A 23,168-nucleotide genomic window follows, 5' to 3' on the forward strand; every position below is an offset into this window, starting at 1 on the left:
GAAGAGCTTAATGCCTGCAACCTTAACCTTCGAGTTGAAGGTTATAGTTATGTCAAGTAACTCATGTCTGTGACGGTATTTCCTCTGGTTCACACATTCAATAACCGGCTCCGCGTGTCGGATTAATACCGGAAAGAAAGCGTGTCAGCGGGTCACCGGGTGCCGGGGCACACTGACGTCGTACACCTTGACCGGGTGCTTTGGATCCACCGGAGCCTTGAGCAGGGCGGCCAGCACCTTGGCTTTGAGTTCCTTCTCGCCGGCGTTGCCCCAAACGATAGTCTGGCCGTCTACCAGCTTGAGTTCCACCGCGTCCACAGACTGGGCCGAGGCGTTCGAGAGCTTGGCCAGCACATCCGGCGGCAAGGCGCCCAGCACCTGGGCGGTAGCCCGGAAAAGGTCCTTCCCGATGGTACCTGCACCGCCGTCAATGACAGGCAGCGAGACCGACGCGGGGTCGTCCGTTGATGCGAGCTGCACGCCTTCCACGTCAACCAGCTGGTACTGCTCCCCCTGCTTGACCAGCGCCACAGGCACGCGTTCGCGGACGGCTACGGCAAGGCCCGACGGCGGACGCGCCTCTGCGGAGACGGACTTCACCTGGACCAGGGGCGCCAGGAGGCGCCCCACTTCCTCGTCGGTGACCTGCGGCAGCGGCTTGCCGTGGAGTGGTTCCAGCGCGGCTTCCACCTGGGCAGGGGTCAGCAGGTGCGTTCCGGACACGGAGATGGTCCGTACAGCCAGGGCGGGGGTAAAAACTGCGGCGGCAATGAGCCCGGCCACCACGGCAAGCAGGATGGCTGCCACCACCAGGATGTTCCTCTTCCGCCGCTTCCCCTTGGGCTCGGGAAAAGCCAGGACCTTCCCTGCCCGGTCGGAAGCCTGGACGTTCCCGCCCGCAGCGTCCCGGGCGGGCGCGCCCGTTGCCGGCCCGTCGTTTGTCAGTCGGTCCTTTACCCGTGCGCCGAAGCCTGCTTTGCCTGCTTTTCCGGCCTTTTGGGTGGGCTGCGGAGCGGGCTGAGGCGCAGGCTCCGGGGCAGGCCGCGATGCCGAGATGATGTCCTGGCTGCCCGTCGCGTCGGGGCCTGCCTGGCCGGGCCGTACGTCGGCCTTCCCAGGCCGTCGGCCGGCGGAGGTGTAGGTAGGACGGCGGGAACTAGGCACGCAGGGCCTCTACGATCTGCGGCCCGTAAGCCGTCACGTCACCGGCACCTGCCGTGAGGATGATGTCACCCTCAGCAGCGGCGCCGGTAAGGGCCGCCACGGCGTCGGAGGCTGGAACCAGCCGCCCGCCGTCGTCCAGGTAGTCCGCAATGAGCTGGCTGGTGACGCCGGGAATCGGATCCTCGCGCGCGGGGTAGATGTCCAGCACCCAGGCAGTATCGGCGAGGTTCAGGGCCTCGGCGAACTCCTTGGCGAATTCCCGGGTCCGTGAGAAAAGGTGGGGCTGGAAGAGCACATGGACCTTGTTGTCCCCCGCCACGGACCGGGCCGCGGCCAGGGCCGCACGGACTTCGGTGGGATGGTGGGCGTAGTCGTCGAAGACGCGGACGCCGCGCGCCTGGCCTTTGAGCTCGAAGCGCCGTGCAGCCCCGGAGAACTGCGCCAGGGCGGCGGCTGCCACGGCCGGCTCCACTCCCAGCTCCTGTGCAACGGCAAACGCGGCGGCCGCGTTCAGGGCGTTGTGCCGGCCCGGCACCTGCAGCTCCAGCGGGAACAGGCCGGACAGCGTGGACACGGCAACATCGCCCGGGCCGCCGTCGTGCAGTTTCAGCTCGGCTTCCGCGCGGGTGCCGTAAAGGAGCACGCGGGTGTTGCCGCGCTCCCGCGTCCTCTGCGCCAGGGCAAGTGCGCCGGGGTCGTCCGCACACGCAACCAGGACGCCGTCGGCCGGGAGCAGGGCCGTGAACCGGTCAAAGGATTCGTAGACGGCCTCGGCCGTGCCGTAGTAGTCCAGGTGGTCCGGCTCCACGTTGGTGACCACGGCGATTTTCGGCCGGTAGTTCAGGAATGAGCCGTCCGATTCGTCCGCCTCGGCCACAAAGATCCCGGACGTTCCGTGGGCGGCGTTGACGCCGAGCGCCGGGACGTTGGCGCCGATGGCGAATGACGGATCCAGCCCGGCGCCCTGCAGGAGGACGGCCACCATGGAGGTGGTGGTGGACTTGCCGTGCGTTCCGGCTACGGTCACCACCACGTCCTCCCCCATGGTGGCGGCGAGGGCCTGGGAGCGGTGCAGCACCGGCAGTCCTGCTGCCCTGGCTGCCACCAGCTCAGGATTGTCGGCGCGGATGGCGGAACCGGCCACCACGGTCTGGGCATCGGCCAGGTTGGCGGCGTCATAGCCGACGGCGATGCGCGCTCCGGCGGCCGCGAGGTCCGCCATCACGGGCAGGTCCTTGGCATCAGAGCCGCTGACGGGAACGCCGCGGGCAACCATGATCCGGGCGACGGCGGACATGCCCACGCCGCCGATCCCAACAAAGTGGACCCTGCCCAGTGAGGCCAGGCTGGGGATGCCGTGACTCATGTCGATACCGCTTCCAGGACAAGACCAGCCATGCGCTGATCGGCGTTTCGAATACCAAGCCGGTGGGAGTTGGCTGCCATGGTGGCGAGCCGTGACCCGTCGGTGACCAGCGGGATGAGTTCCCGGCCTACCCAATCGGGCGTGAAGTCGCGGTCAGCCACCAGCAGGGCTCCCCCGGCGGCCACGAGTCCGGCGGCATTGAGCGCCTGTTCGCCGTTGCCGATGGGCAGCGGAACCAGGACGGCCGGCACGCCGGCGGCGGCAACCTCATGGACGGTGGCGGCACCGGAGCGGGCCAGCAGGACGTCGGCCGCCGCGTAGGCGAGCTCCATGCCATCGATGTATTCCACTTGCCGGTAACCGTCGGCAGCCAGTGGCCTGCCGCCGTCGTCCAGGACCGACTTGCCGCGGCCGGTGACGTGCAGGGTCTGGATACCGGCCTCGGCCAACTGCCCGAGGGCGCCGGAGATGGTCCTGTTGATGCTTTGCGCCCCCGAGGATCCGCCGGTGACGATCAGTGTGGGTTTGGCAGGGTCCAGTCCCAGTGTTTCCCGGGCTGAGGCGCGCGCCGCTGCCCGGTCCAGATGAGAGATTTCGCTACGCATGGGCATGCCGACGTGCACGGCGCCCCGCAGCGGGGTGGTGTCGAAGGCCACGGCAACGCGCTTGGTGAAGAGCGTCCCTACCCGGTTGGCCAGGCCGGGACGGATGTTGGCCTCGTGGATCACGATCGGAATGCCACGCTTCCGTGCAGCCAGGTACATGGGAGTGCAGACGTATCCCCCCACACCCACCAGGACATCGGCAGCCACGTTGTCCAGGATGGCGCCGGCCTGCCGGACGGCGCCGGCAAGGCGGCCGGGCAGGCGTAGGAGGTCGGCCGAAGGCTTTCGGGGGAAGGGAACACGGTCAATCGTGGCCAGCTCAACCCCGGCGGCAGGAACCAGCCTGGTTTCCATTCCGGCGGGCGTGCCGACGGCGAGGATCGCGGCTCCTGGGGCGGCATCCCGGATTGCTGCCGCGATGGCCAGGAGCGGACTGATGTGGCCTGCGGTTCCGCCGCCCGCCAGGACGATGGATGGATTAGTGGAGGTCATCTGGTGTCAGGCACGCTTTCTTGCAGTCTTCTTGGCGGCGGCGGTGGCCCGCCCCGGTTTGGCCTTGAACTTCAGCATCCGTTTGGGCCGGATGGCCGGCGCCATCTGCTCCCGGGCCAGCGAGAGCACCACTCCGATGGCACAGAGGGACATCAGCAGCGCCGACCCGCCGTAGGAAATGAAGGGCAGCGGCACGCCGATGACGGGCATCAGTCCGGTCACTACCGACATGTTGACCGTGGCCTGGCCCAGCAGCCACACCATGATGGTGCCGGCCAGCACGCGGTGGAACATGTCCTCCTGTGCCACCACCACGCGGTAGATGGCGGCTCCCAGGATGGCGAAAAGGATCAGGACGACGACGGTGCCCACCAGGCCGAGTTCCTCGCCGATGATGGCGAAGATGAAGTCGTTGTGGGCTTCGGGGATCCAGCTGTACTTTTGCCGGCTTTGCCCCAGTCCCACTCCGAACCAGCCTCCCGACGCGAGTCCATACAGGCCGTTCGTTGCCTGGTAGTTGGCATCAATCCCGTCCGCGCAGGACTGTCCGGTCCACCAGGAGGTGATGCGGCACATGCGGTTTGAGCTGGTGACGGCCATAACGGCCGTACCGGCGGCGGCCACCAGGCCTGCGATGCCGAAGAGATACAGGGGTGCCCCGGCAAAGAACAGCGCGGCGGCCGTAATCATCATGATGATCATGGCGGTTCCGAGGTCGTTGCCCACCAGGACCAGGCCCACAATGATGATCGCCATGGGGACGGCAGGAATCGCCACGTGTTGCCAGCGGCTGATCAGGCGGCCTTTCCTGGCCAGCACGGTGGCCATCCACAGTGCGAGTGCCAGCTTGGACGCTTCGGACGGCTGGAAGGTGATGCCGCCGAGGTCGATCCAGTTTTTATTGCCGTTGACCTCAGCGCCCACAACCTGGACCAGGCCCAGCAGGACCACTGCGGCGATGATCGCCAGCCAGGCGAGCCGCTTGAGCCACACCACGTTGATGCGGGACAGCACAAACATGGTGAAGATGCCGATCGCCGCAAACACACCCTGCTTCAGCGCATCACCGTAAGGCGACTTGCCGGCCGCAATGGACTCCACGCTGGAGGCGGAGAGAACCATCATGATCCCGATCGCCGTCAGCGCCAGGGTTGAGCCGAGGATGAGGTAGTACGTGGAGCCGTTCTTGGAGGTTCCCGTGCCTTCCAGTGCCGACCAGAATTTCCGGTAGGCCGCCTTGATGCGGACAGGGACGGAAGCCGGGCGTTGCGCCGGTGCTGCCGAGGAGCCGGAGCCTGGCTTACCCGCCTGCCGTTTGTCTGGCTGGGGCCGGGTGGGCGTGCTGACCATTGTTACTCCTCGCCGGTCTGGGCCTGCCCTTCCACCAGCTCGCGGACAGCTTCGATGAAAGTGTCACCACGGTGAGCATAGGAAGAGAACTGATCCATGGAAGCAGCTGCCGGAGCCATCAGCACAGTATCGCCGGATTCAGCGACCTGTGCTGCTGACGCAACGGCATTGGCCATCACCGTTTCACCGGAGGGTCCGGCCTGGCCGGGGCCGGCTGTTGCGGCAGTCTGCACCTCTTCAGTTTCACCCGCGCCCGGGATGATCACCGGGACATCCGGCGCGTGTCGCTGGAGGGCATCGCGCAGGTCAGCGGTATCGCTTCCGATGAGCACTACGGCTTTGAGCCGTTGGGCATGCTCGCGGATCAGATCATCGTAGGTGACCCCCTTGGAGAGGCCGCCGGCAATCCAGACGACATTGCTGAAGGTGGCCAGTGAGGCGGACGCTGCATGCGGGTTGGTGGCTTTGGAGTCGTTGACCCACAGCACGCCGTTGTGGCGGGCCACGGGCTGGATGCGGTGGTCACCCGGGATGTAGTCCTGGATTCCCTTGCGCACCGCCTGGGCGTCAACGCCGTAGGCGCGGACCAGTCCTGCCGCAGCCAGGGCATTGGCCACCATGTGGCGGGGTGCGAAGGCACCGAGGTCGCCCATGGAGGCAAGTTCTGCGGCACTGTCCTTGCGTTCGGCGATGAACGCCCGGTCCACCAGGAGGCCTTCCACCACGCCGAGCATGCTGATGGCTGGAGTGACGGTGGTGAAACCGACGGCGCGGCAGCCTTCCACGACGTCGGCGTTTTCCACCATGCGCTCGGTTTCGATCTGCTCTGCGTTGTAGATGCAGGCCTTCTGGGTCTGTTCGTAGACCTTGGCCTTGTCCGCCAGGTAGGAATCGTAGGAGCCGTGCCAGTCCACGTGGTCCTCGGCGACGTTCAGGCACACACTGGCTACCGGTGAGAGGGATTGCGCCCAGTGCAGCTGGAAGCTGGAGAGTTCGACGGCGAAGACGTCGTACTCCACAGGGTCGCGGAGGGCGTCGAGGATGGGTGTGCCCACATTGCCCACGGCGATGGCTTTCAGTCCGGCCGCCCGGAGCATGGATTCGGTGAGCCCTACCGTGGTGGTTTTGCCGTTCGTTCCGGTAATCGCGAGCCAGTCGGCCGTCTTGCGGCCTTCCCGGACACGTACCCGCCATGCGAGTTCCACATCGCCCCATACGGGGATGTGCGCCCGCGCGGCGGCGGCAAGGAGCGCCTGGTCGGGGCGCCAACCGGGTGAGGTGACAATCAGCTCTGGCAGTTCGCCGTCGATCTTCGGGATGCGGCTCACCGCGTCCTCGCCCAGCAGGACATCGGCTGCGCCAACGATCTTCAGGGTTTCAGCGTGGGCTTTGGCGGTGTCAGACGTGGCGGCGTCGACCACCACCACCCGGGCGCCGAGCTCGATGAGGGTATCGGCGGCGGCAAAACCGGAGACGCCGATGCCGGTCACTACAACGCGGAGGCCGGACCAGTCGGAGTCCCAGCTGGTGAGGTCCTTCAGGCGGGGGGAAACGGTCACAGCAGCACAACCCATTCAGCGTAGAAGATGCCCAGGCCCACGGCCACAAAAAGCCCGCCGAGGATCCAGAACCGGACCACCACCGTGACTTCGGCCCACCCCTTCAGTTCGAAGTGGTGCTGCAGCGGTGCCATTTTGAAGACACGTTTGCCGCCGGTGGCCTTGAAGTAGCCCACCTGGATGATGACGGACAGGGTGATCAGGACAAACAGGCCGCCGATGATGCCCAGCAGCAGCTCAGTCCGGGACAGGATGGCGAAGCCGGCAATTGCCCCGCCGATGGCCAGCGATCCGGTATCGCCCATAAAAATCTTTGCCGGTGACGTGTTCCACCACAGGAAGCCCACCAGAGCCGCGCTCATGATGGCCGCCAGCAGGGCAAGGTCCAGCGGGTCCCGGACCGAGTAGCAGCCGCTGCCCGCCTGCCGCGGCGATCCGCAGGCCTGGTTGCTTTGCCAGATTCCCATCAGCGTATATGCGCCAAAGACCATGACTGACGCACCGGCGGCGAGCCCGTCGAGGCCGTCGGTGAGGTTGACGCCGTTGGTCGCGGCCGTGACGATCAGGTTTGACCACACCACAAACAGGATGGCCCCGAGGACGGTCCCGCCGAAAGCAAGGTCCAGCCACGGCAGGTCACGGACCAGCGAAATCTTAGTGGAGGCCGGAGTGGCACCGGCGCCATTGGGAAAGTTCAGCGCGAGCACGGCAAAGATGATTCCGACTGCACCCTGCAGTATCAGTTTTGCCTTGGCATTGAGGCCGAGGCTGCGCTGGCGGGAGATCTTGATGAAGTCATCAAGGAACCCCACCAAACCCATCCCGACCATGAGGAACAGCAGGATGAGGGCGGATGCGGAAGGGCCGGAGGAGTCCGGGTTCACCATCATCATGATGAGGTGGGTGAGTCCGTAGCTCAGCAATACGGCTGCCACCACCACGGTCCCGCCCATGGTGGGCGTGCCGCGCTTGGTGTGGTGCGAGGTGGGTCCGTCATCCCGGATGAACTGGCCGTAGCCGCGGCGCACCAGCAACCGGATAAAGAGCGGTGTCCCCACCAGGGCGAACAAGAGGGCCAGGCCGGCGCCGATCAAAAGTGCAATCACAGCAGAGTGCTCCTTTCATCGGCGGATTGGGGGGTCAGTGGGGGTAATGCTATCCGATCGCCCAAATGGCGAAGTCCCACGCTGTTCGAGGATTTGAACAGCACCAGGTCGCCCGGTTCGAGCTCTGCGTTCAGCACGTCGTAGGCTTCATCAACGGTTTCCGCGAAGAGGCATTCATCGCCCCAGGAGCCCTCCTGGACGGCGGAGACATAGAGGGCACGGGCTTCCCGGCCCACCACCAGCAGGCGTGAAATGTTCAGCCGCACCACCTGGGTACCCACGGCAGTGTGTTCCCTGATGGAATCGTCTCCAAGTTCAAGCATGGCGCCCAGCACCGCCCAGGTGCGGCGGCCGCGGCCGAGATCTGCCAGGGTCCGCAGCGCAGCACGCATGGATTCAGGATTGGCGTTGTAGGCGTCGTTGATAATCGTGACGCCGTCTGCCCGCTCGGTGCGTTCCATCCGCCAGCGACTCGCGGCGGTCTGGCTGCTGAGGGAGGACGCGATGTCCTGCCCCGGAACTCCAGCGGCCCAGGCTGCTCCGGCGGCGGCAAGCAGGTTGCCCATATGGTGCGCGCCGATGAGGCGGCTGCTGACGTGCAGGCCGCCCTCGGCGTCCGGAAGCTGGAGATCGAATTCGGGGTTGCCGTCCGCATTGGTGTCAGGGTTCAGTGCCTGCACGGCCGCGCCGGCGCGGCCTTCCGCGGAAAACCCGAGTACCTTTGCCTCGGTGCGTGAGCGCATCGCCGCCACGCGGTCGTCGTCGAGGTTGATAATGGCGGTGCCGTCAGCAGCAAGCGCCTCCACCAGCTCACCCTTGGCCAGGGCAATGTTCGCCACTCCCCCGAACTCGCCGGCATGGGCGGTTCCGACGGCCAGTACGACGCCGATATCAGGCCTGACCATGTCCGCGAGGTAGCGGATGTGACCGATTCCGGTGGCGCCCATTTCAATGACAAGGTAACGCGTATCGGTTCCGGCACGAAAAACGGTGAGCGGCACGCCCACCTCGCCGTTATAGGAGCCCTGCGGCGCAACAGTTTGTCCCTGCGTCGACAGGATTCCGGCGAGGAGGTCCTTGGTGGTGGTTTTCCCGGCCGAACCGGTGATTCCCACAACTGTCAGTTCGCTGCCCTGTTCGGCGCGGGCGGCTCGGATCCTGCGCACGGCCTCAGCAGCCAGGGCGCCCATGGCCAGCACGGCGTCCGGAACGAGTACCGAGGGGTAGCCGTTCCCGTCTGCATCGGCGACAGGACGCTCCAGCAAAGCCAGACTGGCACCGGCCGAAAACGCCGCGGCCACAAAGTCGTGGCCGTCAGCATGCTCGCCGGGCTTTGCGACGTAGAGCGATCCAGGTGTGGCATCGCGTGAGTCCGTCACCACCGAAAGGGGCGTGATTCCGGGATCGGCGTCCAGGCGCCCGTTAGTGATTTCGGCGATCTCCGCCGCAGTAAAAGCAATCATCTCGGTCTAGGACTCTATCCGGTCGGCTTGGAGAACGTTGAATCCCCTGGCTGTCAAGGCGCTGCGCAGCTCTACCCTGTCGTCCAGGGCATGGTTGACGCCTTTGACTTCCTGCCACACCTCGTGGCCGCGGCCGGCCACCAGGATGGTGTCCTGCGGGCGGGCCAGGTCTACGGCACGGCGGATGGCTTCGGCACGCGGGAAAACTTCCAGGATGTCGCAGGGCAGGGAGTCTTTTTCCTGGGCTTCGCGGGCTCCGGCCAGGACATCGGCGCGGATGGCGGCCGGGTCTTCGTCGTGGGGATCGTCATCGGTGATGATAACGACGTCGGCAAGCCGGGCGGCGATGGCGCCCATGGCCGGGCGTTTGCCCTGGTCGCGCTGCCCGGTGGCGCCGAACACCACGATGAGGCGGGAGTCCGGCGATGGGGAGCGTACCGCTTCCAGGGCCCTGGCCAGTGCATCGGTGTTGTGGGCAAAGTCAACGATCGCGGCGGGTTCCGTTGATACCAGTTGCATCCGTCCGGGCACCGCAACAGTGAACGGGTCGGACCCGTCCAGTGCCGCCTGCAAGGTTGCCGCGTCAACTCCTGCTGCCAGGACCATTACTGCCGCCAGCGCCGCGTTGGCCACGTTGAAGCTGCCGGGCAGGCCGGTGTGGATGCGGAGCTGAACGCCGTCGGGACCACCCAGCGTGAAGTCCGTGCCGAGTCCGCGCGGGGCGGTTCCCGTGACGGTCCAGTCCGCTGGCGCCCCGGTGGTGCTGAGGGTGGTGACCGGCACCCTGGTGCTGCCGGCAAGCTGCCGGCCCCATTCGTCGTCGACCGTTACTACCGCCGCCCGGGCGCGCTCCGGGGTGAACAACTCCGCTTTGGTAGCGAAGTAGTCCTCCATGGTCAGGTGCAGGTCCAGGTGGTCCTGGGTGAGGTTGGTGAAGCCGGCAACATCGAACAGCACCCCGTCCACGCGCTGGAAGGAGATGGCGTGGGAGGAGACCTCCATCGCAGCGGCTGCAAGCCCGCGTTCGCGCATCAGGGCGAGCAGTGCATGGACGTCGGTGGATTCCGGCGTGGTGAGGAGGCTGGGAATTGGGTCCCCGCCGGCATGGATCTCGATGGTGCCGATCAGCCCGGTGCTGCGGCCGAGGGCGCGCAGCAAGGAGTTGATGAAGTAAGTGGTGGTGGTCTTCCCGTTGGTGCCCGTGACGCCAAATAACTGTGGCTGGCCGGCAGCGGACTGGCTGCGGTAGATCAGGGCGGACAGCGGGCCCACCACGTTCCGTGGTGACTCCACAATCATCACGGGTACCGGCGTCTCGGCGGGCGCGAGCAGCCTGGCGCCGGCGTCGTCAGTCAGCACTGCAGCAGCTCCTGCTTCAACAGCCTGCGGCACGAAGTCTGCGCCATGGCGGGTGGCGCCCGGCAGGGCGACGTACAGGTCGCCCGGCTCCACGGTCCGTGAGTTCAAGGAAATTCCGGTGACTTCCACCTCAGCTGCCGGGCCAGGAACTGCAACATCGATGGCTTCGCCGATGCTTGCCAGCCGTACCGGCTCCACCCGTGAGGGGCGGAAGCGGCCTTGGCCGGCCGGTCCCTCCGGGACGGCGCGGTTGTCGGGCGGGTTGATCTCAGACAAGGAATCTCCGATGGTGCTAGTCGTGCCCGGCATGGGTGGGCCGGTAGTGGTGCTCTAAGCGGGGCTGCTACTTGGCAAACTGGGGCAGCCTGGCCGGTTCACCCGTGGACGGCTGGACGTTGTAGGTCCGCAGTGCCTGGCTCATGACCGACCGGAAGACCGGCCCGTTGGTAATCCCGTAGATGCTGCCCTTGGGCCGCTGGAGTACCACCTCCACAATAAACCGCGGATCATCCATCGGTGCCATCCCCACCATGGAGGCCGTGTAGCCGCAGAAGCCGGACTTGCCGTCGTCGCACGGCGATTCCGAGGTGCCCGTCTTTGCACCCACCCGGTAGCCGTCGATCCCTGCGTCCTTGATCTGGCCTTCGGTGACGGCACTTTCCAGGATGTCCTGGACCTGCTGGGCCGTGTGCTCCGAGACCACCTGAGTGGACGGTGCGGCCGGTACCTTTTCCTCGGTACCGTCCGGGGAAACATAGGAATCGATCAGGCGGGGCTGGAGCATCACGCCGTTGTTGGCCACGGACTGGAACGCCCTCACAGTCTGGAGGGTGGACTGCGAAACGCCCTGCCCGAACAAGACGGTGTATTCCTGGCGCCCGTCCCACTGCTCCCAGGGTGTGAGGATTCCGGACGCGGGTGCGGGGAGTCCAATGTCGGGCGCCTCCCCGATGCCGAACTTCTTCAGCCAGTTATAGCGCTGTTCCTTGCTCAGTTCCTGGCCGGCCATGACGGTGCCGGTGTTCATGGAGTAGCCCAGGATGCCGGCGAGGGTGCGCTTTTCGGTGCCGTGGGAAAAGGAGTCGCTGAAGGTCTGGCCGTTGACCGTGTACGACGGCGGCAGGGTGTACTCGCTGAGGGGGTTGGCTTTGCCTTCCTCGATCAGCGCCGCTGCCGTGAGCATTTTTTCGACGGACCCTGGCTCGTAGGCGGCGGTGACCGCACGGACGCCGCGGTCCTTGGCAGCCACCCGGCCCGGGTCATTGGGATCCGGGGCGTTGGTATCGGCCATAGCCACAAGGTTTCCGGTTTTGACGTCCATCACGATGATGACGCCCCACTCGGCGCTGAGCTTGTCAGTCTGGCTTTGGATGGCCTGCTGGGCGAAGTACTGCAGGTCCGAGTTGATGGTGAGTTTGACGTCCTTGCCGTCCTGCGGCGGCGTCAGCTCGTCCATTCCCACCGGGATGCGGAGTCCGTCGGCACCGATCTCGAAGAGGCGTTTGCCGTCCGTTCCCTTGAGCAGCCCGTCCTGGGTCTGTTCAATGCCGGCCAGGCCGGTGGTGCCGTCCTGCAGGAAGCCGATGATGCCGCCGGCCACGGAGCCGTTGGGATAGACCCGTTTGCTGACGCCTTCCGTAACGATCCCAGGAATCTGGAGCTTGGAGATGCGGTCCTCGATGTCGGGCTTCACGTCCTTGGCCACGATGTAATAAGGCTGCTGTCCGGTGACGGCGTCGCGGATGTCGTCCTTCTCCATGCCCAGCGCCGCTGCGAGCTCCGTCAGGCCCTGGTCGCGGCTGACGTCCACCAGCTTTTCCTTGCCGTCCACGGTTTCCAGGCGCTTGAAGTTCTCCGTTTTGGTGTTGACCCGCTGGTCCACCACCACGTTGTAGCGGATCACGCTGTTGGCCAGCACAGTGCCCGTGGAGTCCAGAATGCTGCCCCGCTCTGCAGGCAGCACGGTCTGCTTCATCCGGCTGTTGAGCGCAGCTTCGGCCATTCCCCCCACGTCAAGCCCTTGGACGAGGAAGAGTTTTCCGCCCACCACCAGCAGGAGCGTGAGCATGATCCCCAGGCCAAGCCGGAGGCGTTTGGTGGCGTTGGGAACCTTGCTGCTTCTTGCCTTGCCGGTCCTCTGCGCCACCGTGATATTCCTTGCTGCTCGACCTTGTTGCCTGTCAGACCTGCCGTGTTACTGCCCGGGGACCTTCTGCTCCGGGGCGGGAACCGACCCACCGTGCAGTTCCACGGGGGGCACTGCCGCGGCTGCCGGCGCCTGGGCTGCTGCGTCCGGTGCAGCGCCGGCCGGGGTGCCGGACGTGGCACCCGCTGCGCTGCCCGTTGTGCTGCCAGGGGAAGCAGCAGCCGGGGCCGCCGGGGTGTCTTCCACAGGCTTCCGGGCTTCGAGGGGCTCGCTCTTGCTGGGCGGGGGCACCACGGTGAGCTGGCCCGCCACTGCCGGCGCCGGGATCACGGCGCCGGCGGGGCCGTCCTTGACGGCCGGCGTTGCCTTGCCGGTCACCGACAGAGTGGACAGGTCGATCTGGCCCTTAACAGTGGATGGCACCATTCCCAGCTTTGTTGCCTGCGCGGCAAGGTTTTGCGGTGCTTCGAAGTTCTGGACCTGCTGGGTGAGGTCCTGGTTCTGTTTAGTCAGGGTGCTCTGCGTGGCACGCAATTCCACCAACTGGTACTGGGCCGTGGAAACCGAGATGTTCAGCACCAGGACGGCGACCAGTGCCAGGGCGAGCATGCCGAAGCACAGCACCACAAAAGGCGCACGGCGTTTGCGGGGAACGGTGCGGACCACGGAGAGCGGCGTACGGCTCCGGCGGGGCGCTTCAGGCGAACCGGAAGGGAGGTGCTTGGCCGCCGTACCGGAGACGACGGGAAAGTTCTTCACGGCAGCGGTGCTCATTCAGCTCTCCTGGCTCGGATTCGTTCCACAGCGCGGAGCCTTGCTGAGGCAGCGCGGGGGTTTTCGGCGATTTCGACGGCGGTTGGCACCTCGGTGCCTTTGGTCAGGGTTTTCAGTTCGGGTTTGTGTTCCTCCAGCTCCACCGGGAAACCAAGCGGAGCGGAGGATCTCGATCGGGCCTGGAAGACTCCCTTGACGATCTTGTCCTCCAGGGAGTGGTAGGACATCACCACGATGCGGCCCCCCAGTGCCGTGGCATCCACAGCGGCGGGCACCGCCCGTTCCAGCACTTCGAGTTCCTCGTTGACCTCAATCCGCAATGCCTGGAAGGTCCGCTTGGCCGGGTGTCCGCCGGACTTGGCAGCACCGGCCGGAACAACCGAGCGGATCTGCTCCACGAGCTCGCCGGTGGTGGTGAACGGTTTGGCGGCGCGGGCGGCTACGATTCTGTTGGCGATTCGGCCGGCGAACTTTTCCTCGCCCCACTTGCGGATAATCCGGACCAGTTCCTCTTCGCTGTAGGTATTCACCACGTCCGCTGCCGTCTGGCCGCGGCTGGTGTCCATCCGCATGTCCAGCGGAGCGTCGAAGGAGTAGGCGAAGCCGCGCTCACGCTCGTCGAGCTGGAGCGACGAAACGCCGAGGTCCATCAGGATCCCATGCACTTCCGTGACGCCGAGGTCTGCCAGGACATCTTCGATCTCGTCATAGACGGCATGCACAAGATCGGTCCGTGCCGCAAAGGGACTCAGCCGTTCACCGGCCAGGGCAAGGGCTTCCTCATCGCGGTCGATCCCGATCAGGTGCAGGTCGGGGAAGCGCTGCAGCATGGCCTCGGAGTGGCCTCCCATGCCCAGGGTGGCATCAATGGCCACCGGAGTTTCACCGCGGCTCCTGGCTGCCTCGAATCCGGGGGCCAACAAATTGATGCACCGGTCCCGAAGGACCGGCACATGGCGTTCGGACGTGGGCTTCGGTTGATCGTTCATGCCTCGTCCTTTCTCGCCGTCGCTGTCACCTGGATGCTTCTTGACCCGGATCCCCATCCGCGCCTACCGTCCTGCCCGCCTGGCTCCGGGGAAGTTGAGCCAGGTTGGCCGGCTGATGGGCCGGCTGGAGATCCCAACCAAGAAGCTGTCCGCTGCCCCTGCCCGGTCACAAAATGCCCGGGATGGGGTCATCGGTTTCAGAGAAGGCCGTTTCCTTCTCTGCGAGGTATTCATTCCAAGCCTGGGCGTCCCAGATCTCGGCGCGGGTTCCGGCACCGATCACGGCCAGTTCCCTCCCGAGTCCTGCGTATTCCCGGAGCGCCGGTGGAATGGTTACGCGCCCCTGCTTGTCAGGTACCTCGTCCGAGGCTCCAGAGAGAAAGACGCGGATGTAGTCCCGCGCTTGTTTTGAGGAGATTGGCGCCTCCCGCATTTGCTCGTGGACCCGGGCAAATTCCTTCTCGCTGAAGACGTAGATGCAACGTTCCTGGCCCCTGGTAAGGACCAGTCCGCTGGCAAGTTCCTCCCGGAACTTCGCGGGGAGAATGATCCGGCCCTTTTCATCAAGACGCGGCGAATGTGTGCCCAGAAACACTGGCCCACCGCCTGTCCGATGTCAGGAACTGCACATCCCCTGTGTTGCAACCACCCTCTTATGTCCTCCACATTACTCCACTTTCCCCCACAGTCAACGCGAATTGCGGCTCCGGAGGGGCAATCTTTGGGACTGGAGGCCAGAAATGGCGCGGAATTCTGCCGGTGGTGGGAAGTGGAGGACTTTTGCTGAACCGTCGCCAAATATTCACGCGCTTCCAGGCCGCCATTCAGGCCGCTTTTGCCGTGGGCTCGATATGGCACTCAAAAGACCTGCCTCAAACGCAAAAAGACCCGCCGGAGCGGGTCTATTTGCGGCTCTCCCCTATTCGGGGGGAGCAAAGTGGGGCCGGGTGGGTCCTGTCCTGCCGGCTGGACGGATCAGGGTTCTCCCCTGCGCCTCTCGTCCCAACGTTCCTCGAGGCTGCTCATAAACGAACTGCGCTGCTTGCCAGCCTTGCCGCTCCCGGACTTCGAGCCCTTGGTGCCCGACGAGCTGCTGCGCATTGTGGCGAAATACACGCCCCCGCCCATCACAATAAAGCCGAGGACACCTACGAAGATGTTCTGCAGGGTGACGCCGACGAGCAACAGGAAGACGCCGGCCAGCGCACAGAGGACGCCGATCACGACGTGTCTTGTCGACCACGAACGTCCTGGGTCCGAACCCATGGAATTCGCGAATTTTGGATCATCCTCGTGAAGCTGCTTCTCCAGCTGCTCGAGCAGCTTCTGTTCGTGCTCCGACAGCGGCATCACGACCTCCTTTTGTAGGCCAACGTCCGGGCTGGTCCCAGCCATTACTTCAACTCCAATAACGTCTGGTATGCCCTGGTGGTTCCCGTACCCGCCGGCTGTGGCGGTAAACGAAAGCCAGGCATGCAGACCCGGAGCGGAAGCATGTCCAAGAGAGTCCGGCAGTAAGTCCAGTCACTCAAAAACTTTGTATTTATAAGGATAGTTTGTTGAGGGCTGTTCTGAAAGACGGCAATGACTTCCGAAGGCGCACCGGGCACGCTGATTCGAGGCCTTAAACGGAGCCATAAGCCAGCCCTTTTTTGGAGCCTTTAGTCAGTGCCGCTTCCGGGCTCGAGCAGCCGGGCAGGGAGAACGGATTTGCTCCCGAATTTGCGGGTCACCTGGTCAAGAACGTGCTCGGCGGACCGCCAGTTGTCATCCCGCCGGTCGATGCTGAGCTGCAGCGAGGTGGTGGCTGCATCTTCGAGTTGTTCGGCCCGCACTCCCACCAGCCTCACGGTCATTGGCCGGTCCACGGATTCGAGGAGTTGCAGAGCAACTGCATAGATGAGCTGCGCGCTGTCCACGGGTGTTTGGACAGTCCTGCTGCGGGTGATGGTGGAGAAATCGGCGAAGCGCAGCTTCAGCGCGATGGTGCGGGCCACCATCCCCGCGCTCCGCAGGCGCCCTGCCGTCCGGTGGGCGAGGCGGAGCAGTTCCCGGTGGAGGAGGGCGTCGTCGGCTGTGTCCACCGCAAAGGTCTCCTCCGCGCCGATGCTCTTTTCCAGCCGGACCGGCGTGACGGGACGCGGGTCCTGACCCCATGCCAACCGGTACACGTGCTCTCCCGTGGCACCCAGCATCTTCCGGAGCGAGGCGACCGGGGTGGCGGCCACGTCCGCCACGGTCCGGATACCCATCCTGGCCAGGACCTCAGCCGTCTTGGCGCCGATGCCCCAGAGTGCGCCCACTGGCAGGCTGTGGAGGTAGGGCACCGTTTGGTCCGGGCCGATAAGGAGCAGCCCGTCCGGCTTGCAGCGGGTGGACGCAATTTTGGCCACGAACTTTGTCTCCGCAATCCCCACCGAGGCGGTGATGCCCAGCTCCGCTGCCACCCTGCTGCGGATCAGTTCGCCAATGGCCCGTGGCGGACCCAGCCGGCGTATGGCACCTGTTACATCAAGGAACGCCTCGTCCACGCTGAGCGGCTCCACCAGTTCGGTCACGGATTCGAAAATCGCCATCAGCTGCGCCGAGACTTCGTAGTACACCTTATGGCGTGGCTCGATGATCACTGCCTGCGGGCACATCCGCATGGCCACAGCCATAGGCATGGCTGATTTCACCCCAAAGGCCCTCGCCTCGTAGGAGGCCGACAGGACCACTGAGCGTTCGGCGGGGAAGCCCACGATAACCGGCTTCCCGCGCAGTTCCGGCCGCGTACGCAGTTCCACCGAGACGAAAAAGGCGTCCATATCCACATGCATGATGCACTTGGGCCTGCGGGCCCGGAGGCCTGCTGTGGCCGGCTCATTCGTCCCATCAGGTCCCACGGCTGCAATCCTATCGTTTTGTACTGACTAAACTGGAGGCTGAATCCGGCATCAACCCCAGGAGGAAAGTCCCTGTGACGGTCATTGGAAACCTCAAGCCAGCAGCCCTGGCCGCTTTCGCTGCCGCGGCAGCATTGGCCCTGGCTGCCTGCAGCCCAACACCGTCAGGAACTCCTGGTCCCACCGCCTCCGCGTCCTCGCCCGAAGCTGCCACGCCAACCGCCACAGCCTCTGCCAGCCCCTCCGCCTCGCCCAACACCTCCGCCACCGTAGGCGCCGTCGTCGAGGGCTTCCCCCAGCAACTCCTGCCCCTCATGCCCGGCGCCACCGTGGTGTCCAGCAGCTTCGACAAGGCCTCGACGCCTGCCACCGCCGCCCTGGTTGCCACCATCACCTCGCCGACTGCCTCCGTCCTGGATTTCTACACGAAGGAGCTTGAGGCGCGCGGCTTCAAAGCTGTTCCGGGTGAAGCGGTGGGGGCTGTTGCCTCGAAGGACTTTGTCCGGGGCGACAACGAGACTGTTAATCTGTCGGCAGTCGAAGCGGCAGGCGTTGTGACCTTCACTATCGGCGCCAACGTGGCAGCTGAGTCAGCCAAGTGACGGCGGCGGAGCAGCTTAGGAACGAACAGGCCGCCTTTGTCGCGGCCGTAGCCGGCGAACTGACCGATTTCCTCACCTCCCGGCAGTCCGTGATGACCGCAATCTCCCCGGACATCGAACCCATCATGGGCTCCATCTCCAATCTGGTCACGGGCGGCAAGCGCCTCCGGGCGCTGATGTGCTACTGGGGCTGGCGGGGCGCAGGCGGCGAATCCAGCGCGCAGCAGGTAGTGACGGCAGGAGCGGCCCTGGAACTGTTCCAGGCGGCGGCGCTGATCCACGACGACATCATTGACCGCTCTGATACCCGGCGGGGCGGCCCGAGCGTCCACCGCCGCTTCAGCCAGCTCCACGGCACCCATGGCTGGGCGCTGGACAGTGAACGTTTCGGGCAGGCGGCGGCAATCCTCACCGGCGACCTCTGCCTGTCCTTCAGTGAGGAAGCCTTCACGGACATAGGAGAACGTGCAGCGGCCGGCAGCCGGGCGCGGCTGATCTTCAACCTCATGCGCGCCGAGGTCATGGCAGGGCAATACCTGGACATCCTGGAAGAGGTTGCCGGCCCAGTCCGTGACCGGGCCGGTGCCGTCAGCCGCGCCCAGTCCATCATCCGGTTCAAGTCGGCCAAATACTCCACAGAACACCCCTTGGCGTTGGGTGGCGCACTCGCGGGTGCCTCGAACGAACTTCTCCGCGGCTATTCGGCGTTTGCCCTGCCCCTGGGCGAGGCCTTCCAGCTCCGCGACGACGTGCTTGGTGTTTTTGGCGATCCGCTCACCACCGGCAAGCCGGCCGGGGACGATCTGAGGGAAGGCAAGCGCACGGTACTGGTGGCGCTGGCCCTGGACCAGGCCTCGGCAGCCGAATCCGCCTTTATCGATGCCCGGCTGGGCAGCCCGGACCTCACGGATGAGGACATCCATGAGATCCGGAGGATTATCGAAGAGTCAGGTGCCTTGCAGGCCACCGAGGTCCTGATCACTGAATTTGGCGAAGCGGCATTCGACGCCCTTGAGACGCTTCCTTTGGACGACCTGCCAAAAACCGCGTTGCGAAGGCTTGCCGAAGCTACGGTCAGCCGGGCTTCCTGATTCCCGGTTCCAGGAGGGGAAATTACCAGGCCAGGGTTTGCGCCCTGCGCCGGATTTCAGTTTTGCGGCCTTCCCGCAATGCGTCGATAGGCCGTCCCCGCAAGGATTCATCAGGCGTAAAAAGCCAAATGATGAGGTCCTCGTCGGAGTAGCCCGCGTCTGCCAGTACAACAATGGTGCCTTTAAGGCTGTCCACCACTTGGCCGTCCTGAATGAATTCGGCCGGGACTGAACGGATTTTACGCTCACCCACCCGCAAAGCGGCCAATGCGCGGTCTTCCAGCAGGCTATGGACTTTGGTGATGGAAACGTCCAACAAGCGTGCGACGTCGGGCAAGGGCAACCATTCGCCCACGAGGTTTTCAACATTACTCACGGATCAAGGTTGCCACGATGCCGCCGTACCGCCTAGTCGGGACATAATGCGGACCCTCCTGACCTGCGGACACTCCGGGAATTCCGCTATGCCGGGAATGCCGGAATTCTTGTGCTAATCGGGAATCCGTGAGAGATTCACATACATCACATTCGTAACAGCATTAACAGCAGTAACAGTAGTATCGGTTTATCAGCGGCACCCCCGCCCGCGCCCGCAGTTGAGAAGAGGATTCCTTCCCATGACGATGTCCCGCTCGCCAAAGCAGCCCCCGAAGCCGAGCCTGCCCTTGATTGCCGCCACAACAGCGGCGCTGCCAGCGGTCGTATTGTCGTCTCTAGCCCTCGCGCAGCCCGCGGCTGCCCAGCAGCCTGCCCGTCCTGTCCCGGCCACCCTCGCGGCAGCCATGAAGGCACAGGCGGCCCAGGCAACGGCAGCCGTCATTCCGGCGTCGTCTGTCTCCACCACCATCCCTGCCGCCTTCAAACCGGCACAGCCGGCGCCGCCGGCTGACTACACCATTGCCCGGGGTGACACCATCAGTGCCATCGCGGGCAGGTTCGGACTGAACACGGGCGAAATCCTGAAGCTGAACAACCTCCAGGCCAACACGATCATTTACCCGGGACAGAAGATCAAGCTCACGGGCTCCGGTGATGCACCGGCGGCCCCTGCTGCGGCACCCTCGCCCGCCCCTGCCCCGAGCACGGGGACGGGGGCCACCTACACGGTGAAACCCGGCGACACGCTGGGGGCCATCGCTGCGAGGCACAACGTGAGCCTCGCGGACGTTTTCGCGTGGAACAACCTCACTATGCGGTCCATCATCCACCCCGGGCAGAAAGTGAAAGTCGGCGCAGGTGATGCTGCCCCGGCTCCCGCACCGGCGGCACCGCCCGCGGCGCTGGCCAACGCCTCTGCCGCACCGGCCAGCCCGGCCGCTCCCGCAACAGGTTCCTACACCGTCAAGGCCGGGGATACCTTGTGGGCCATCGCGTCCCGCCATGGCGTCAAGCTTTCTGAGCTCCTCTCCGCCAACCAGTTGGGCATGTCCTCGGTAATCCACCCGGGCAACAAGCTGGCAATCCCCGGCGCTGGGGCCGAGCCGGCACCGCAGCCGGCGGCCGCCGTGACGCCGTTGGTGCCCAGTTCCTTCCTCGGGTTCAGCTATCCGGCGGCGGTGGTGAGCTCAGCCAACGAAAACAAGGCGCTCCTGAACGCTTCCCCTGTCCCTACCCGGGAGGAGATGCGGGGCATTGTCGCGGACACTGCCCGGGCGATGGGCGTCGAGCCCTCACTTGCGCTTGCCTTCGCCCACCAGGAATCAGGCTTCAACCAGCGCGCAGTCTCCCCTGCCAACGCGATCGGGACCATGCAGGTCATTCCCAGCTCGGGCCAATGGGCCTCGGACCTGGTGGGCCGGAAGCTGAACCTCCTGGATCCCCGTGACAACGCAACTGCCGGCGTGGCGATCATCCGCCAGCTCCTGGCCACCAGCAAGGACCAGGACACGGCCATCGCCGGCTACTACCAGGGCCAGTACTCGGTGAGCAAGTACGGAATGTACGACGACACCAAAGCGTACGTCGAAGCCATCAAGGCACACCAAAAGAACTTCGGCTGACGCCGCCACCCCGTGAAAGGGGGGTGGCGAAGGGACATAGGCACAGGTCCGGACCAGTATCGGTTCGGACCCGTTTCATTGCTGGATTACGATCGTAGGGTGACGGAACACGTGTCAGACCCGATGGTAGGAACCCTGGTGGACAACCGGTATGCCATCCAGTCCAGGCTGGCGCGCGGCGGAATGTCCACCGTTTACGTGGCAACAGACCAGCGGCTTGAGCGGGATGTGGCCCTGAAAGTACTGCACCCGCACCTGTCCGCCGATGAAAGCTTCCTGGGGAGATTGGGCCGTGAAGCGAAGGCCGCGGCCAGGCTCTCACACCCGCACGTGGTGGGGGTGCTGGACCAGGGCACGGACCACCACACCGCTTACCTGGTGATGGAGTACATCAAGGGCCACACGCTGCGGGATGTGATCAACAGCAAGGGGGCACTTCCGCCCAGGCTGGCCCTGGCGCTGATCGACCCCGTAGTGGAAGGCCTCGGCGCCGCCCACGCCGCAGGATTCATCCACCGCGACGTCAAGCCCGAAAACGTCCTGATAGCGGACGACGGCAGGATCAAGATCGGCGACTTCGGGCTGGCACGCGCTGTCACCACGTCCACGTCGACGGGAGCCCTGCTCGGCACCGTCGCCTACCTTTCGCCGGAACTCGTCCTTGGCAAACCCGCAGACGCCCGGAGCGACGTCTACTCGGTGGGCATCATGCTTTATGAGATGCTGACCGGCCAGCAGCCGTTCACCGGCGAGGTCCCCATCCAGGTGGCATACCAGCATGTGAACGGGACTGTCGGTCCGCCGTCGGCCCTTGTCCCGGGCCTGGCAGCGGAAGTGGACGAACTGGTGCAGTGGTGCACGTCCAACGATCCCGAGAACCGGCCGATCGACGGCAACGCGCTGCTGCAGGAACTGCGGCATATCAGGACCAACCTCACTGACCGGGAACTGGACCTGCAACCGCCGGCGGCCGGTGCCGCGGCATCCCAAAACCACACAGAAGTCATAGCCCGCGCCAACAATCCAACAAGCGTTATGCCTTTTGGTCGCCCCCCGGCGTCCCCTCACGGCCCTCCGCACGCCCAGGCCGGCCCACGCGCCGGTCAGGAAGCAGGCCCGGCTGTCTCCGGCGCGCGGCACAACCTCACTCCCCCGGACTCAGACGAGCAGGTATGGGCTCCCGCCCCTGGTGGCGCCCCCTTGAGTAAACGGGCACAGCGGAAGGCCGATAAGGAAGACGAAAGGGCCCGCGCGCGGGCTGCTGCTGTCCCGGCGCGGAGCCTGCGTGAAGGCAGCCCGCGGCGCCGCGGGATCCTGTGGGTGGTGGTGCTGGTCATAGCGGCGCTGCTGGCCACCGGCGCGGGCTGGTTCTTCGGCATGGGCCCTGGTTCCGCAGCCGCCATCCCCGCTGTAGCCAACAAAACGGTGGCCGAAGCCCAGGGGCTCCTCAGCAAAGCCGGGTTCCAGTCCACTACCAGCGACGTCTTCGACGATGACGTGCCCAGTGGCCTGGTGGTGGGGACGGAGCCGCCGGCCGGCTCGGAGATCCGGAAGTTCCAGCCGGTCTCGCTGTTTGTCTCCAAGGGACCGCAACTGTTCCCGCTTCCCAAGCTGACGGGCAGCACCCTTGAGGAAGCCAAGACCGGCCTGAGCACGGCGGAAATGGCTTTGGGAGAGGTCACGGAGCAGTTCAGCGAAACGGCAGCGGCCGGTGTTGTCCTCTCCCAGGACCCTGCTCCCGGAACGCCCGCCCGCCATGGCACGCCTGTCCGGCTCGTTGTATCCAAAGGCCCCGAGCCCATTCCGGTACCCAATGTTGTGGGCCGGGAGGAGGACAAAGCCGTGGACGCCATCGAAGCAGCCGGGCTGAAGGCTGACGTGGCCCGGGAGGAAGTCTTCGACAAGAACATCCCGAAGGGCGCGGTGGTGAGCCAGCAACCCGCCAACGGCACTCTTACCCGCGGAGGCACAGTGACACTGACCATCTCTAAGGGTCCGCGCATGGTGGACGTGCCGAGCTACATCGGCAAGCAGGCCGCAGAGGCCAGGAAGGCCCTTGAAAGCCTGGGCTTCCAGGTCAAGGTGAACAACATCCTGGGCGGCTTCTTCGGCACAGTCCGCGACCAGGATCCCGTCAACACCAAGGTGCCCGAAGGCTCAGTCATCACCCTGACGGTGGTGTAGGCGGCCCTGCCGCCCGCACCACCTTCAAGGGCA

Annotated in this window: 19 protein-coding genes; 4 read left to right on the forward strand and 15 right to left on the reverse strand. The window is 65.2% G+C overall.

Going from position 1 to position 23,168, the window contains the following annotated elements:
- Positions 1-144: 144 nt before the first annotated feature.
- From QRN11_RS10800 to dinB, 14 genes are all read right to left on the reverse strand, one after another.
- Positions 145-1,164 carry a cell division protein FtsQ/DivIB gene (locus tag QRN11_RS10800; RefSeq protein WP_285250945.1) on the reverse strand — a complete coding sequence of 340 codons (1,020 nt, stop codon included), beginning with the start codon at positions 1,162-1,164 and terminating at the stop codon, positions 145-147.
- The gene (murC, locus tag QRN11_RS10805) at positions 1,157-2,530 is read right to left on the reverse strand and encodes a UDP-N-acetylmuramate--L-alanine ligase (RefSeq protein ID WP_285250946.1); all 1,374 of its coding nucleotides are present in this window, start codon (positions 2,528-2,530) and stop codon (positions 1,157-1,159) included. Before murC ends, QRN11_RS10800 begins: the two co-directional genes overlap by 8 nt.
- Positions 2,527-3,627 (reverse strand): undecaprenyldiphospho-muramoylpentapeptide beta-N-acetylglucosaminyltransferase, encoded by a 1,101-nt coding sequence (murG, locus tag QRN11_RS10810; RefSeq protein WP_285250947.1) that lies wholly within the window; start codon positions 3,625-3,627, stop codon positions 2,527-2,529. The genes murC and murG overlap by 4 nt, the downstream gene beginning before the upstream one ends.
- A 6-nt stretch (positions 3,628-3,633) precedes the next feature.
- Complete coding sequence (gene ftsW, locus QRN11_RS10815) at positions 3,634-4,977, reverse strand: putative lipid II flippase FtsW (protein WP_285250948.1); 1,344 nt, start codon at positions 4,975-4,977, stop codon at positions 3,634-3,636.
- Positions 4,978-4,979: 2 nt separating this feature from the next.
- Positions 4,980-6,551, reverse strand: coding sequence for a UDP-N-acetylmuramoyl-L-alanine--D-glutamate ligase (gene murD, locus QRN11_RS10820; protein WP_285250949.1), 1,572 nt, complete (start codon positions 6,549-6,551; stop codon positions 4,980-4,982).
- The gene (mraY, locus tag QRN11_RS10825; protein ID WP_091421972.1) at positions 6,533-7,642 is read right to left on the reverse strand and encodes a phospho-N-acetylmuramoyl-pentapeptide-transferase; all 1,110 of its coding nucleotides are present in this window, start codon (positions 7,640-7,642) and stop codon (positions 6,533-6,535) included. The genes murD and mraY overlap by 19 nt, the downstream gene beginning before the upstream one ends.
- Positions 7,639-9,105 carry a UDP-N-acetylmuramoyl-tripeptide--D-alanyl-D-alanine ligase gene (locus QRN11_RS10830; RefSeq protein WP_285250950.1) on the reverse strand — a complete coding sequence of 489 codons (1,467 nt, stop codon included), beginning with the start codon at positions 9,103-9,105 and terminating at the stop codon, positions 7,639-7,641. Before QRN11_RS10830 ends, mraY begins: the two co-directional genes overlap by 4 nt.
- A gap of 6 nt (positions 9,106-9,111) precedes the next feature.
- Positions 9,112-10,740, reverse strand: coding sequence for a UDP-N-acetylmuramoyl-L-alanyl-D-glutamate--2,6-diaminopimelate ligase (locus tag QRN11_RS10835; protein ID WP_285250951.1), 1,629 nt, complete (start codon positions 10,738-10,740; stop codon positions 9,112-9,114).
- Between the two features lie 67 nt (positions 10,741-10,807).
- Positions 10,808-12,610 carry a peptidoglycan D,D-transpeptidase FtsI family protein gene (locus tag QRN11_RS10840; protein WP_091421979.1) on the reverse strand — a complete coding sequence of 601 codons (1,803 nt, stop codon included), beginning with the start codon at positions 12,608-12,610 and terminating at the stop codon, positions 10,808-10,810.
- Between the two features lie 48 nt (positions 12,611-12,658).
- Positions 12,659-13,384, reverse strand: a complete 726-nt coding sequence (ftsL, locus tag QRN11_RS10845) for a cell division protein FtsL (RefSeq protein WP_285250952.1) — start codon at positions 13,382-13,384, stop codon at positions 12,659-12,661.
- Complete coding sequence (gene rsmH / locus QRN11_RS10850) at positions 13,381-14,373, reverse strand: 16S rRNA (cytosine(1402)-N(4))-methyltransferase RsmH (RefSeq protein WP_285250953.1); 993 nt, start codon at positions 14,371-14,373, stop codon at positions 13,381-13,383. Before rsmH ends, ftsL begins: the two co-directional genes overlap by 4 nt.
- A 166-nt stretch (positions 14,374-14,539) precedes the next feature.
- Positions 14,540-14,968: a division/cell wall cluster transcriptional repressor MraZ gene (gene mraZ / locus QRN11_RS10855; protein ID WP_018763545.1), complete on the reverse strand. Its 429-nt coding sequence runs from the start codon at positions 14,966-14,968 to the stop codon at positions 14,540-14,542.
- Positions 14,969-15,348: 380 nt separating this feature from the next.
- Positions 15,349-15,723 (reverse strand): SCO2097 family morphological protein, encoded by a 375-nt coding sequence (locus QRN11_RS10860; RefSeq protein ID WP_091422088.1) that lies wholly within the window; start codon positions 15,721-15,723, stop codon positions 15,349-15,351.
- Between the two features lie 311 nt (positions 15,724-16,034).
- On the reverse strand, positions 16,035-17,258 hold the full coding sequence (dinB, locus tag QRN11_RS10865; RefSeq protein ID WP_285250954.1) for a DNA polymerase IV: 1,224 nt from the start codon (positions 17,256-17,258) through the stop codon (positions 16,035-16,037).
- Positions 17,259-17,332: 74 nt separating this feature from the next.
- On the opposite strand from dinB, the gene QRN11_RS10870 reads away from it, so the two are divergent.
- Together QRN11_RS10870 and QRN11_RS10875 are read left to right on the forward strand one after the other, a co-directional pair.
- Positions 17,333-17,860, forward strand: coding sequence for a hypothetical protein (locus QRN11_RS10870; RefSeq protein ID WP_285250955.1), 528 nt, complete (start codon positions 17,333-17,335; stop codon positions 17,858-17,860).
- Positions 17,857-18,951: a polyprenyl synthetase family protein gene (locus tag QRN11_RS10875; RefSeq protein WP_091421986.1), complete on the forward strand. Its 1,095-nt coding sequence runs from the start codon at positions 17,857-17,859 to the stop codon at positions 18,949-18,951. The genes QRN11_RS10870 and QRN11_RS10875 overlap by 4 nt, the downstream gene beginning before the upstream one ends.
- A 22-nt stretch (positions 18,952-18,973) precedes the next feature.
- Here the strand turns inward: QRN11_RS10875 and QRN11_RS10880 are convergent, their stop codons facing one another.
- Positions 18,974-19,327, reverse strand: a complete 354-nt coding sequence (locus QRN11_RS10880; protein ID WP_170850858.1) for an Rv2175c family DNA-binding protein — start codon at positions 19,325-19,327, stop codon at positions 18,974-18,976.
- A gap of 241 nt (positions 19,328-19,568) precedes the next feature.
- Between QRN11_RS10880 and QRN11_RS10885 the strand changes: the two genes are divergently transcribed.
- Together QRN11_RS10885 and pknB are read left to right on the forward strand one after the other, a co-directional pair.
- Positions 19,569-20,951, forward strand: coding sequence for a lytic transglycosylase domain-containing protein (locus QRN11_RS10885; protein WP_285250956.1), 1,383 nt, complete (start codon positions 19,569-19,571; stop codon positions 20,949-20,951).
- Positions 20,952-21,074: 123 nt separating this feature from the next.
- The gene (pknB, locus tag QRN11_RS10890) at positions 21,075-23,135 is read left to right on the forward strand and encodes a Stk1 family PASTA domain-containing Ser/Thr kinase (protein WP_285250993.1); all 2,061 of its coding nucleotides are present in this window, start codon (positions 21,075-21,077) and stop codon (positions 23,133-23,135) included.
- Positions 23,136-23,168 lie beyond the last annotated feature (33 nt).

Origin of the sequence: Pseudarthrobacter sp. fls2-241-R2A-168 (assembly GCF_030209335.1) — a bacterium.
Taxonomy (GTDB): Bacteria; Actinomycetota; Actinomycetes; order Actinomycetales; family Micrococcaceae; genus Arthrobacter.